This is a genomic window from Corallococcus sp. AB030 (assembly GCF_003668965.1).
Lineage (GTDB): Bacteria > Myxococcota > Myxococcia > Myxococcales > Myxococcaceae > Corallococcus > Corallococcus exiguus.
Genome location: NZ_RAWQ01000265.1, coordinates 1 through 11,729, shown reverse-complemented (window position 1 = coordinate 11,729; position 11,729 = coordinate 1). Strand labels below are relative to the sequence as shown.

11 protein-coding genes are annotated in these 11,729 nt (G+C 70.8%); 4 read left to right on the top strand and 7 right to left on the bottom strand.

Going from position 1 to position 11,729, the window contains the following annotated elements; genetic code table 11:
* The 3 genes from dnaG to rpsU all read right to left on the bottom strand — a co-directional run.
* Positions 1–1,317: DNA primase (gene dnaG, locus D7Y15_RS38930; RefSeq protein ID WP_121755726.1), on the bottom strand; the 1,317-nt coding region annotated here is incomplete at its 3' end.
* Positions 1,318–1,655: 338 nt separating this feature from the next.
* The gene (locus tag D7Y15_RS38925; RefSeq protein ID WP_120580763.1) at positions 1,656–2,114 is read right to left on the bottom strand and encodes a GatB/YqeY domain-containing protein; all 459 of its coding nucleotides are present in this window, start codon (positions 2,112–2,114) and stop codon (positions 1,656–1,658) included.
* Positions 2,115–2,224: 110 nt separating this feature from the next.
* The gene (rpsU, locus tag D7Y15_RS38920) at positions 2,225–2,419 is read right to left on the bottom strand and encodes a 30S ribosomal protein S21 (protein ID WP_014395136.1); all 195 of its coding nucleotides are present in this window, start codon (positions 2,417–2,419) and stop codon (positions 2,225–2,227) included.
* 135 nt (positions 2,420–2,554) lie between these two features.
* Here rpsU and D7Y15_RS38915 point away from each other — a divergent pair, with 135 nt between their 5' ends.
* A complete protein-coding gene (locus tag D7Y15_RS38915; RefSeq protein ID WP_172815105.1) occupies positions 2,555–4,147 on the top strand; it encodes a HEAT repeat domain-containing protein in 1,593 nt (530 codons plus the stop codon).
* Positions 4,148–4,232: 85 nt separating this feature from the next.
* Here the strand turns inward: D7Y15_RS38915 and D7Y15_RS38910 are convergent, their stop codons facing one another.
* Positions 4,233–5,144: a GGDEF domain-containing protein gene (locus D7Y15_RS38910; RefSeq protein WP_120580762.1), complete on the bottom strand. Its 912-nt coding sequence runs from the start codon at positions 5,142–5,144 to the stop codon at positions 4,233–4,235.
* A gap of 71 nt (positions 5,145–5,215) precedes the next feature.
* Entirely contained in the window at positions 5,216–6,235 is a 1,020-nt protein-coding gene (locus D7Y15_RS38905) for an asparaginase (RefSeq protein ID WP_233597444.1), read from the bottom strand.
* Between the two features lie 130 nt (positions 6,236–6,365).
* Here D7Y15_RS38905 and D7Y15_RS38900 point away from each other — a divergent pair, with 130 nt between their 5' ends.
* From D7Y15_RS38900 to truD, 3 genes are read left to right on the top strand one after another with little or no spacing between them, the layout of a single operon-like run.
* Complete coding sequence (locus D7Y15_RS38900; protein WP_211487369.1) at positions 6,366–7,334, top strand: thioredoxin domain-containing protein; 969 nt, start codon at positions 6,366–6,368, stop codon at positions 7,332–7,334.
* Between the two features lie 7 nt (positions 7,335–7,341).
* The gene (locus D7Y15_RS38895) at positions 7,342–8,661 is read left to right on the top strand and encodes a DUF4388 domain-containing protein (RefSeq protein ID WP_120580759.1); all 1,320 of its coding nucleotides are present in this window, start codon (positions 7,342–7,344) and stop codon (positions 8,659–8,661) included.
* On the top strand, positions 8,658–9,680 hold the full coding sequence (gene truD / locus D7Y15_RS38890) for a tRNA pseudouridine(13) synthase TruD (protein WP_121755724.1): 1,023 nt from the start codon (positions 8,658–8,660) through the stop codon (positions 9,678–9,680). Before D7Y15_RS38895 ends, truD begins: the two co-directional genes overlap by 4 nt.
* A gap of 209 nt (positions 9,681–9,889) precedes the next feature.
* On the opposite strand, the gene D7Y15_RS38885 is transcribed toward truD, so the two are convergent.
* On the bottom strand, positions 9,890–11,317 hold the full coding sequence (locus tag D7Y15_RS38885; RefSeq protein WP_121755723.1) for an OmpA family protein: 1,428 nt from the start codon (positions 11,315–11,317) through the stop codon (positions 9,890–9,892).
* A gap of 17 nt (positions 11,318–11,334) precedes the next feature.
* The coding region (locus D7Y15_RS38880; RefSeq protein WP_233605257.1) for a DUF4398 domain-containing protein at positions 11,335–11,729 on the bottom strand (395 nt) is incomplete at its 5' end.

Genomic DNA, 11,729 nt, shown 5'->3' with positions numbered 1-11,729 from the left:
GTCAGATGTGTATAGGAGAATGGGCTTGGGGGTGGGGGGCGGCTTGTACTGGATGGACGACTCAATCTGCGCCGGCATCCAGCCGAAGTGCCCCGCCAGCGCGCTGATGAGCGCCGAGCGCGTCAGGCCCGGAGGCACCTGGGAGGTGACGGGCCTGAGCCGCTCCAGGGCGGACATCTTCTCCTCGAAGCTCGCCTGCTTGCCCAGGGGGAGCAGGGTGGCGAAGAGGTAGGCGGTGAGGGGCTGGGCTCCCTCCAGGAGGCGCTCCACGCCGTCGGTGCCCTCGCGGCGGGCGAAGACGTCCGGGTCATCCCCCTGCGGCAGGAGCGCCACCCGGGTGGGAGCGCCAGCGGCGAGCAGGGGACCGGCCAGTCGCTCCACGGCGGCGAGGCCCGCGGAGTCCCCGTCCAGGAGCAGCACCAGGTCGCGGGCCTCCGCGCGCTTGAGCACCTGGAGGTGCCCGGCGGTGAGGTTGGTGGAGCACAGGGCCACCGCGTGGCGCACGCCCACCTGGTGCAGGCCGATGCAGTCGAAGTACCCCTCCACGAGCACGGCCGTCTTGCGCTTGTGGATGTCGTCGCGCGCCTGGTCCATGCCGAAGAGCGTCTCGCTCTTGTTGTAGAGCCGGGACTCGCGCGAGTTGAGGTACTTGGGTCCGTCCTCCGCCGCGACCAGCCGGCCGCCGAAGGCGATGGGCCGCCCCTCCGGCGCGCGGATGGGCACCATCAGGCGGCTGCGGAAGAAGTCGATGCAGCCATCCCCGCTGTTTCGCTTGCTGATGAGCCCCGCCTTCAGGCCCCACTCCAGCATGCCGTTCTTCTGGAAGCGGTCCGCCAGGAGGCTCCACTGCGCGGGCGCCCACCCCAGGCCGAAGCCCTGGGCCACTTCCTCCGACACGCCACGGCTGGCCAAGTAGGCGCGCGCGGCGCGGCCTTCGTCCTCGTGCCAGAGCAGGCCGCGGAAGTGCTCCGCGGCGAAGTCCGTGGCCTCCTTGACCTGCTGACGCTCCTTGAGGCCGGGGTCCTGCGCGGCCTCCAGGTCGATGCCCACTTCCTGGGCCAAGTCTCGCACGGCGTCCTGGAACGTCTTGCCCAGGTAGCGCTGGATGAAGGACACCGCGTCGCCGCTCGCCCGGCAGCCGTGGCAGAAATAGAAGCGCTTCTCCGGCACCACGTAGAAGGACGGCGTCTTCTCCTGGTGGAAGGGGCAGCGGCCCTTGAATTCACGGCCGGCCTTCTTGAGCTCCACGTGACGGGACACCAGGGACACGATGTCCACGCGGTCGAGGACCTCCTGGATCTTGTGCTCCGGAATCACGACGCCCCTCCATCCATCCGCATGAGCGCGGCCTTCCGCCCGCCATCCTGACGGCCCCCTCTGACGCACCCGGGGCCGCGCCCCGCCGGGACTTCCACCCAGGCGGGTAGGGCAGGCCGACGCGGCAGGGGCGCGGAAACGGACGAGGGTTGGGACACGGCGCTCACTCCTGAAGGCTGCCCGCTCGCCTCCCGGGGTGGGGGACGGGCGGAGGTGCCTTTGAGGATCAGCGCTTAATGGCCAGCGGGCGAGGGATCAAAAAATCCGCTTCGAGCCCGGGGTGGGGAGGGCACCTGGGAGACGTTCCCGGCGCCCCTTCCCCTGGAATCACAGGTGCTTCAGGACAGCTTGGCCAGCTGGGCCTTCACTTCTTCGGAGATGGCCTTGCCCTCGGCCTTGCCCTGGAGCTTGGGGTTCACGTTCTTCATGACCGCGCCCATGTCCTTGGGGCCCTTGGCGCCGACCTCGGCGATGGAGGCCTGGACGGCGGCGGTGAGCTCTTCCGGGGTGAGCTGCTTGGGCAGGTAGCGCTGCAGGACGGAAATCTCCTGCTCTTCCTTGTCCGCCAGCTCCGGGCGGCCACCGGCCTTGAACTGTTCGATCGAGTCGCGGCGCTGCTTGATGAGGCCGGCGATGACCTGCAGGACGCCCGCGTCGTCCAGCTCGCTGGCGCCCGGCTCGACCTCCTTGTACTTCACGGCGCTCTTGAGCATGCGCACCACGCTCAGGGTCAGCTCGTCCTTGGCCCGCATCGCGTCCTTCAGGTCCGCGGTCAGGCGCTCTTTCAGGGTGGTCATGTCGGGGTTCCTCACGGGCGGGGAAAAGGGTCGCCGCGCCAGCGGATGGGACGGCGGGAGCCAGGGCACCTGACTGCTTCAAGGAGCCCCGGCTCCTCACTGCGGGCCTGCTAGTACGACTTGCGGGCCTTCTTCACAGCGCGCTTCTTGGCGGCGAGAGCCTTCTTCTTCCGCTTCACGGAAGGCTTCTCGTAGTGCTCGCGCTTGCGGATCTCGGAAAGGATTCCGGCCTTCTCGGTGGCCTTCTTGAAGCGCTTGAGAGCGCTTTCGATGGACTCACCTTCCTTCACTCGAATACCGGGCATGCAGTCACCTCCTTCCGCCTAGCTGGATGCAATCTGTAAATCTTCAGAAAGTCGGGGGGTATGGCGCAGCGGGCCGGAAAAGGCAAGGAGACCCGCACGGAAAGGATGGGCCGCGTGCGCTAGAGTGTCCGCCGCGTGCCCCGCCTCCTCCTCCTGGTCCTCCTGCTGGCGGCCAGCCCCTCCCGGGCTGGCACGGTCGCTTCCGAGTGCTGGGCCTCTTGCCGCCGTCACGTCGCGGATCCGTCCCTGCGCGCGCGGACCTGTGGCGCCTGCGTCACCGGGGGACGGGTGGACAGCTGGGTGGCGTCCCTGGGGAAGGGCGGGGTGGAGGCGCAGCAGGCGCTGGCCTCGGCGCTCACGGATTCCAGCTGGCGGGTGCGCTGGGCCGCGGTGCGGGCGGAGGCCCGGAGCCGGGGACTCACGGAGCGGCGGGCCCTGGCGGATTGGATCATGGACACCCCGCCGGACGCGGACCTGGGGGCCTGTCTCACCGCCGTCCGGGCCGCCGCCGATTCCGGCCGCTCCACGGCGGACTTCCTGCGGGAGGCGGGCGCACGGGGCCCCTCCGCCGCCGCCCGGGTGTGGGCGAAGCGGGACGCCGTCCGGCAGTCGCTGGCGCTGGAGATGTTCTCGCAGGAGCCGTCCGTGCGGCTGCCTGCGCTCCTGCACCTGGCCACCTTCCTGGGGCGGTCGGCGACGCGCGTGGTGATGGACGCGGTGGCGTCTCGGCCCGTCGCCGGTGATGCGGTGATGGCGGAGCTCCTCTCCGCCGTCGCCGAGCGGCAGCATGCGTCCGTGGGCCGGCTGCTCCTCACCGAGGCGAAGCCTCCGGACGAGGCGGTCATCAACCGGCTCTTCGCCGTGTACTCGCGCGAACTGGACGTGCTGCGGCCGGAGCTCACCTCCAATGACGTGCAGCGCCGGCGCACGGCGGTGGCCACCCTGCGCCGCTACGGTCCGCTGGCGAAGCGGGAGCTGGAGGGGGCGCTGGGGGACGATGACGGCCGGGTCCGGGAGCTGGCGGCGCGGGGCCTGGCGGAGTCCTCCGGGAAGCCCCTGCGGGACGTGGCGCTCCAGGGCGTGAAGGACTCGGAGTCCGCGGAGGCCGCACGGCCGTGGCTGGGCGCGATGGCCCATGAGAAGGGGTGCTTCGCCTTCCTGCGGGACGTGGCGGAGGGGCGCAACGCCCGGACTCCGGAGGTCCAGGGGGAGGCGGTGGCGTTCATGGGGGATTGCACGGAGGGCCCGCCTCCCACACGGCGGCTGGCGCCCTTCCTCTCGTCGAACGTGACTCCGGTGCGTGCGGGCGCGGTGCGCGCGCTGGGGGCGCTGCCCCGGAACGGCGACGCGATGGCGCTGGCGGCGAAGGCGCTGGAGGACGGCGCGCCGGAGGTGGTGGTGGCCGCGTTGGACGTGCTGTCCGCCTACCGGCAGCCGTCGCGCGGGGACGAGGCCGCGGGCCTGCTGGAGTCGGATCATCCGGTGGTGCGCGCGGCGGCGGCGCGAGCGCTGGAATTCGTGGGCCGCGCCGCGCACGTGCGCGTCCTGGCGGAACGTCTGCGAGGGGATCCGGTGGCGGACGTGCGCATCGCGGCCGCAAGGACGCTGACCGCGCTGGGCGGGCCGCACGCGGTGGCGGCGCTGAGCGAGGCGGCGGCGCACGACGCGGACACGCACGTGAAGCACGTGTCGGCGGAAGGGCTGCGGCGGCTCGGCTTCGGACGCTGAGGTCGCGAGCGGCATTCGGCCGCTCAGACTTCGGCGCTGACGGCTTGCGGCGGAAGGCCCGTGGATCAGGCCTTCCTCCTGACGCTCACGGGCCGCTGACGGCCTTGGCGTCCACCCGGTTCCGGCCCGCGTGCTTGGCCCGGTAGAGGTACTTGTCCGCGGCGGAGATGAGGTCCTCCGGCTGGGAGAAGTCCGAGTCCAGCAGCGTCGCCACGCCCAGGCTGATGGTCACCTTGATGGGCGTGCCGCTGAAGATGAAGTCCGCGCGGTCCACCGCCACACGGCAGCGCTCCGCGCACGCCAGGGCCGCGTCCTCCGCGGACTCGCGCAGCATCAGCGCGAACTCCTCGCCGCCGTAGCGCGCGAGCAGGTCCTCGGTGCGCACCGTGTCCGCCACCCGCTGCGCGATGCGCGTCAGCACGAAGTCTCCGGCCGGGTGGCCGTACACGTCGTTGATGCGCTTGAAGTGGTCCACGTCGAAGAGCACCAGCGACAGCGGCACGCGGTGGCGCAGGCAGTACGCGAACTCCTTGCGCACCGTCTCCATGAAGTACTTCTTGTTGTAGACGCGGGTGAGGCCGTCGCGCGTGGCGGACTCGTAGATGCTGCGCTGGTACTGCTCCTCCAGCGCGTCCTGGATGCTGAACTTCAGCACCGTGTTGGAGCCGATTTGAATCTTGTCGCCGTCGTACAGCGGCGCCGCGCTCACCTTCAGGCCGTTGAGGTACGTGCCGTTGGTGCTGCCCAGGTCCACGAGCTGGAAGCGGCCGTCGCCAATGGCGACCACCTTCGCGTGCTTGCGGGAGATGCCGTCGTCCTCGACCTGGAACTGGGCCTCCGAGCTGCGGCCCAGCACCACCTCCAAGCGGTCCAGCTTGAACATCCGCCCGATGCCGGCGGCGGACTTGGCGCTGATGACGATCAGATAGGCGCTCTGCTGCTGGGCGCTGCCCAGCAGGTCCGAAATCGAATGGACTGAAGTTTTCTCCTCGGACATCGCGCCTTCCATCTTAGGGGCCGCCATTTCACGGCGGCAAGCACACCCACGCTCCTTTCCTGCACCCGGTGTCAGCCGACCCGCCCCACCCGCGCGGGCCGGCGCCTCGGTTTCTCCGGTGGAGGAACTGTCGGCCGCCCGACGGACAGCTCGCCAGCCACGGGCGTCCGGAGGAAGCGGGAGAGGGCCTCACCCCCCCGGGGATGCTCCGCCAGCCCCTGCATCAGCTTCACCAGCGCCGCGGACGGGGTCATGTCCGCGCCCCCCACCGCCCCTTCCGCCAGTGCCTTGGCCCCGGACTCGTAGAGCGTGAGGTCCACCCCGTTGCGGTACGACTGGCTCACCACCAGCACCGGGACGCCCCGCTCCCGCGCCTGGACGAAGAGCGGCAGGAGCGAGCGGCCCAGCTCCGGCGCGATGGGCACGTTGCCCGCCCCGTACGCCTCCACCACCAGCCCCTTCACGTGCGGCAGCAGCTGCAGGGGCAGGGCCGGGTCCAGCCCCGGGTACACCTTCAGGAGGAAGACGCGCGGATCCAGCTTCTCATGGAGCCGGAAGGGGCCCCGGGACGGGAGGCCCTTCTCGAAGGTGGCGTCCACGCCCAGCGTGCCCAGCACCGGGAAGTTGGGGCTTTCGAAGGCGTCGTACTCGGCCACCTTCACCTTGCGCGTGCGGTTGCCCCGGTACAGGTGCGAGTCGAAGCAGATGGTCACCTCGCGCGGACCCTGGAGCGCGGAGAGCACCGCGTCGATGAGGTTCAGCCGCGCGTCCGAGCGGATCTCCCCCAGGGGCCGCTGCGAGCCCGTCAGCACCACCGGGCAGGGCGGATTTCGCAACATGAAGGACAGCGCACTGGCCGTGAAGGCGAGGGTGTCTGTTCCATGGGTCACCACCGCCCCGTCGAAGTCCGGCAGTCGACGGTGGAGGTGGGCGGCCATCCGGCTCCAGAGCTCTGGCTGCATCTCCGAACTGTCCAGGTTGGAGAACAGCTCCAGTTCGATGTCGGCCAGCTGGAACAGCTCCGGGGCTCGCTTGCGGAGCGTCTGGAAGAAGGCCGCGGGACGCAGGGCGGAAGGCCGGCCACCGGCCATTCCGAGCGTGCCTCCCGTGTGAAGCATCAGGACTCTGGGCATGGGCGAGGGGCCGTCTGCCAAAGGCCGCCTTGCTTTACAAGCCCGGCGCGCGTGGCTAAACCCCGGGGCCGTGCTCCTCCCTCGATGGATGCGTGTTGCTCCCGTGCTGGCCGCGGCGACCCTGATGGGCGCCGGCTGCGCCAAGAGCGCGGAAGTTCCGGCCACCCCCAAGGCCCCGGCGGCCGCCGCTCCGGCTCCCGCCGCTGCTCCGGCCCCTGTCGCCGCCGCGGAGGCTCCGTCCGCGGATCCGGCCCAGGCGCTGACGGGCATCCCCGGCATGGACTTCTCCGCGCTGCCGCCCGCCGCGAAGCGCGAGCTGGCCACGGTGTTCAGCGACGAGTTCTGTTACTGCGGCTGCCCCCACTCGCTGGGCGCGTGCCTCAAGCAGCACACGCCCTGCAAGCACGCGAAGCGGATGGCGCGGCTGTCCGCCCGGATGGTGGCGGAGGGCGGGCCCGCGAGCGAGGTCATCGTCACGCTGTCCAAGTACTACGCGTCCTTCCGCGAGCCGCGCGTGCAGCTCAAGGTGGATCCGCGCATGTGCCAGGGCGACGCCAACGCGCCCGTGACGGTGGCGGAGTTCTCCGACTTCGAGTGCCCCTTCTGCGGCAAGGCCCGGCCCATCCTGGAGGGCTTCGCGAAGAAGCACCCCAGCGAGGTGCGCTTCTGCTACCTGCCGTTCCCGCTCTCCATGCACCCCAACGCCGTCCCCGCCGCGCAGGCGGTGCTGTGGGCGCGCGACCAGGGCAAGTTCTGGCAGATGCACGACGCGCTCTTCGGCCAGCAGGAGAACCTCAAGCCGGAGGCGCTGCCCGCGCTGGCGAAGTCGGTGGGCCTGGACGGGGACAAGCTGGCCGCCGTGTTGAAGACGGAGCAGTACAAGGACGAGATTGAAGGCTTCCGCGCGCAGGGGCGCATGGCGGCCATCAACAGCACCCCGACCGTGTTCTTCAATGGACGTGCCTACGAGCTGGGCTTCCAGGAGGGGCAGCTCGAGCACAGCATGGAGGACGAGGTGGAGTGGCGCGCGAACAACAACGCGTGGGCCGCTGACTGACCCTTCGATGAGCCAACGCTTCCGCATCGATGGCGCCGCGATGCTGGTCCCCGAGGACCGCACCGGCATCCCCGCGCTCGCGGGACGCTCGGGGACGTACGCGCTGATGCCCACCGCGCCCGACCTGCTGGTGTTCTCCCGCACGCCCCCGGAAGGGGGCTCCATCCCCACGCCGCGCGTGGTGCTTTCGGGGGACGCGGGTGGGTTCCCCCTGTCGGACCTCATCGCGTTCCTCAGCCAGTCGCGCTGGAGCGGCATCATCCGCGTGCACACGCCGGGCGGCGAGCGGTCGCTCACGCTGCGCGAGGGCGAGGTGCGCGGCGCCACCTCCGAGGAGCCCGCGGACCGGCTGGGCGAGGTGCTGGTGCGGCTGGGCTACGCGGACCGCGCACAGGTGGAGACGGCGCTGCGCGAGCAGTCGGCGTCCAAGCTGGGCCGGGCGCTGGTGGAGAAGGGCGTGCTCCAGGCGCACGACCTCTTCAAGTGCGTCACGCACCAGGTGAGTGAGATCTTCCACGCCATCGTGCTGTGCCGCGAGGGGTCGTTCTTCCTCATCGACCAGCCGCTGGACGAGAAGACGGGCCACTCCCTCCAGCTGTCCACGCAGAGCCTGCTGATGGACAGCATCCGGAAGATCGACGAGATGGCGCACTTCCGGAAGCGCATCCCCCACGGCCGCATGTACGTGGCGCGCAAGCGTCCGTCCGACGGCAAGCTGGAGGAGGACGAGGACCGCGTGCTGACGATGCTGGACGGGCGGCGCACGGTGCTGGAGCTGGGGCACGCGGCGCGGCTGTCCGAGTTCGACGTCACCAAGGTCGTCTTCCGCCTGCTGGAGGGCGGCTTCGCGGGGCTGACGGACAAGCCGGCGGGGGCTCCCGCCTCGGCCGTGGCGCCGGAGAAGACGGTTGCGCCGCGCGTGCGTCCGCCGGTGCGCGCGGTGGCTCCGGTGGATGCCCGGCCGGTGGCGCGCGTCTTCAACTTCATCTTCCGGGAGATCCGCGACGAGGTGGCCCGCTCCGGCATGGACCGCGAGTTCATCGCGGCGGCCAACGCGGCGCTGTCCAACCAGGCGCTGTCGTCGTCGCCGGTGCTGGAGGGGCTGGCGTTCGCGGCGGACGGGAGCCTGCCGGAGGGCCGGTTGATGGAGGCCTTCGACAAGCACCGCGCCCACCTGGGCAGTGAGCCGCTGGCCTCGTTCCGTCAGGCGCTGAGCGACGTGATGTTCTTCCTGCTGTTCCAGGCGGGGGAGCTGTTGGAGTCGCGCGCGGACGAGGACCTGGCCCGCCGGGTGAAGGAACTTCTGGCCACGCTCGAGGCACCGTGACGGACACTGGATTTCCGAGGCTGACCGCGGGCGTGCCCGGGTGCGGCGGCGCGTTCAAGCTCACTCCCGATGACTTCGAGGTGGAGGAGCTGCCCGCGTACCTGCCGTCCGGCGAGGGCACGCACCTGTACCTCTGGGTGGAGAAGCGCGGCCGGGACACGCGCGAGGTGGTGCGCGCGCTGGCGACCGCGCTGGGCGTGCGCGAGGACGACATCGGCTCCGCCGGCATGAAGGACCGGCAGGCGGTGACGCGCCAGTGGCTGTCCGTGCCCGCGAACGCCGAAGCCCGCGTGCCGGAGTTCGCGCTGGACGGTGTGCGCGTGCTGGAGGTGAAGCGGCACGGCAACAAGCTGCGCACCGGGCACCTGAAGGGAAACCGCTTCCGGCTGCGGCTGCGCGGCGTGCAGGACCTGGGCGCCGCGCGGGAGTCCTTCTCCCGGCTGTCCGCGCAGGGCGTGCCCAACTACTTCGGGGAGCAGCGCTTCGGGCGGGCCGGGGACAACGCGGACCTGGGCCGGATGCTCCTCCTGGGGCAGCGGCTGCCGAAGCGGCCGGACCGCTTCCAGCGCAAGCTGTACCTGTCCGCCTTCCAGTCGCGCCTCTTCAACCAGGCGCTGGCCGCGCGGCTCACCGAGGGCACCTTCGCCAAGGCGCTCCTGGGCGACGTGCTGCGCAAGGAGGAGACGGGCGGCCTCTTCGTGTGCGAGGCGCCGGACGTGGACGGTCCGCGCGTCGCCTCGTTCGAGGTGAGCCCGGCGGGCCCGATGTTCGGCCCGAAGATGACCGCCTCGAAGGGTGAGGTGGCGGAGTTCGAGGCGCGGCTGCTCGTGGACGCGGGCGTCACGCCGAGCGACTTCCTGCGCGGCGGCGATGAGACGGAAGGCACGCGCCGGCCGTACCGAGTGCGGCTGGGGGCGCCGGAGCTCACGGTCGACGGCGAGGACGCGCTGCTCACGTTCGAGCTGCCGCGCGGCGCCTACGCCACCGAAGTGCTGCACGAGCTGCTCAAGGACGGCTGAAGCCTCGGCCTGTACGGGCGCGGCGCTGGGGCAGCTGCCCCGCGCTGCTGAGTGCGCTCGCGATGCAACCCCGTGGAGAGCCGCTGCGTCCTGGCTCGGCTTCGTGCCCGGAAACGACCACGCCTCCCTGGGCGTGAGGCCCGGGGAGGCGCGTAGGGGAACCGCTTGTCCCGCTCCGTCATGGACGGAGCGGGGTGGGGCGCGTCACGTCACTGCCGGACGACGTTGAACTCCGTGCGGCGGTTGAGCGCGCGGCCCGCCTTCGTGTTGTTGGGCGCCACGGGCTTCGTCTCACCGAAGCCCACGGCCTCCATGCGGCCCGGGTCGATGCCGCGCTTGAGCAGCTGCACCATCACGGCGTCGGCGCGCTTCTGGGACAGCTTCAGGTTCGCCGTGTCGTTGCCCATCGAGTCGGTGTGTCCCTCGATGCGCATCTTGCGGATCCACGGCGCGTCCTTCAGCGCCTGCGCCACCTCATCCAGGATGGTGGTGCTCTGCTTGCCGATGATCTTCGCGGAGCCGGTGCCGAAGAGGATCTGCTTCTTGATCTCAATCCGGTCCTTCTTGACGATGACCATCTTGTACTGCTTGGCGCACCCGCGCTCCTCCTTCACGCCCGGGTCGTCAGGGCAGGCGTCCAGGCGGTCCACCACGCCGTCGCCGTCGCGGTCCGGATCCGGGCAGCCGGCGTTCTCCTGCGGGCCGGACTCGTTCGGGCACTTGTCCTGCGCGTCCGGCACGCCGTCGCTGTCGTTGTCCAGGTCCGGGCAGCCGTCGTCGTCCTGGTAGCCGTCCTTGTCCTCCGGCTCGTCCGGGCACTTGTCCTTGTCGTCGTTGATGCCGTCCCCGTCCTTGTCCACGATGGGGCAGCCCAGGTTCTGCAGCGGACCCGGCTCGTTGGGGCACTTGTCCGTGCCGTCCACGATGCCGTCCAGGTCGTTGTCCATCTCCGGGCAGCCGTCCTCGTCCTCGAAGCCGTCCTTGTCCTCGGGCTGGTCCGGGCACTTGTCCACGTTGTCGAGGATGCCGTCGCCGTCGCGGTCCTTGGGGGCCTCCGGCGGGCAGCCGTTGTTCTCCGCCACGCCGGGGATGAGCGGGCACTTGTCCTGCGCGTCCAGCACGCCGTCCCCGTCGTTGTCCGGGTCCGGGCAGCCGTCCTGGTCCTGGAAGCCGTCCACGTCCTCGGCCTGCTCGGGGCAGGGGTCGTCCTTGTCGAGGACGCCGTCGCCGTCGCTGTCCGTCTCCTCGATGCTCACCACCACCTGCTGCTGGGGCTGGGTGGGCTGCTGGGGCTGTTCCGGCTGCGCCTGCGGCGTCTCCGGACGGTCGCGCACCAGCACCTGGCGCGGGCCGCAGTTCTTGGACAGCTCCAGGGCGCGCTTCACCGCGGTGTCGGCGTCGCGCACGTGCTGGGCGGCGCGCGAGCTGTTGCCCTGGCTGAGCTCGCCGCGGGCGAAGTCGAGGTTGGCCTCCGCGGCGGCCAGCTCCGCGGGCGCGCAGCGCAGGGCACCGCCACGGCGGGCGCGCTCCACGTCGGCGGTGAGCACCTCCGTGTCAGCGCGGATCTTGTTGCCGCTGACGCAGGAGAGGGAGGCGAGGAGCAGGGTGAAAAGCGCGGACTGGGGCAGACGCTTCATCGGAGAGCGCTCGGGCGTCACGGGTTCTGGGGGCGGCCCTGGGAGTCGCCGCTGTTGGCCGCGGACATGGCCTTCTCACGCGCCTCGTTGGCGAAGCGCGAGGCCTTCACGGCGAAGTCCACACCGGCCTGGTAGTCCGAATAGCCGACCTCCTCCCGCGCCTTCTGCAGGTAGAGGTTGGCGGCCGTCCACTCGTAGGGGGCTTCCTTCTCCGCCCCCGCGGTGCGCGCGGCCTGGATCTGCACTTCTGCGTCGAGGATGTTGGACGTGGACTTCACGGGGCCACATGCGGTCAGCACGCCCGCGAACGCCAACAGGAGCGACTGCTTCGTCATCACGGGGGCCTCGGTCGACAGAGCGGAGACAGACTGGTCGCCGGTCGTATCAATCGCCTCCGGGGGGGCTGGCTCTT

Coding starts and splice junctions, on each gene's coding strand:
- D7Y15_RS38905 (WP_233597444.1), bottom strand. CDS start 6,235: ATGGCCGGTGGCCGGCCTTCCGCCCTGCGTCCCGCGGCCTTCTTCCAG.
- D7Y15_RS38900 (WP_211487369.1), top strand. CDS start 6,366: ATGCGTGTTGCTCCCGTGCTGGCCGCGGCGACCCTGATGGGCGCCGGC.
- D7Y15_RS38885 (WP_121755723.1), bottom strand. CDS start 11,317: ATGAAGCGTCTGCCCCAGTCCGCGCTTTTCACCCTGCTCCTCGCCTCC.
- D7Y15_RS38910 (WP_120580762.1), bottom strand. CDS start 5,144: ATGTCCGAGGAGAAAACTTCAGTCCATTCGATTTCGGACCTGCTGGGC.
- rpsU (WP_014395136.1), bottom strand. CDS start 2,419: ATGCCCGGTATTCGAGTGAAGGAAGGTGAGTCCATCGAAAGCGCTCTC.
- D7Y15_RS38895 (WP_120580759.1), top strand. CDS start 7,342: ATGAGCCAACGCTTCCGCATCGATGGCGCCGCGATGCTGGTCCCCGAG.
- D7Y15_RS38925 (WP_120580763.1), bottom strand. CDS start 2,114: ATGACCACCCTGAAAGAGCGCCTGACCGCGGACCTGAAGGACGCGATG.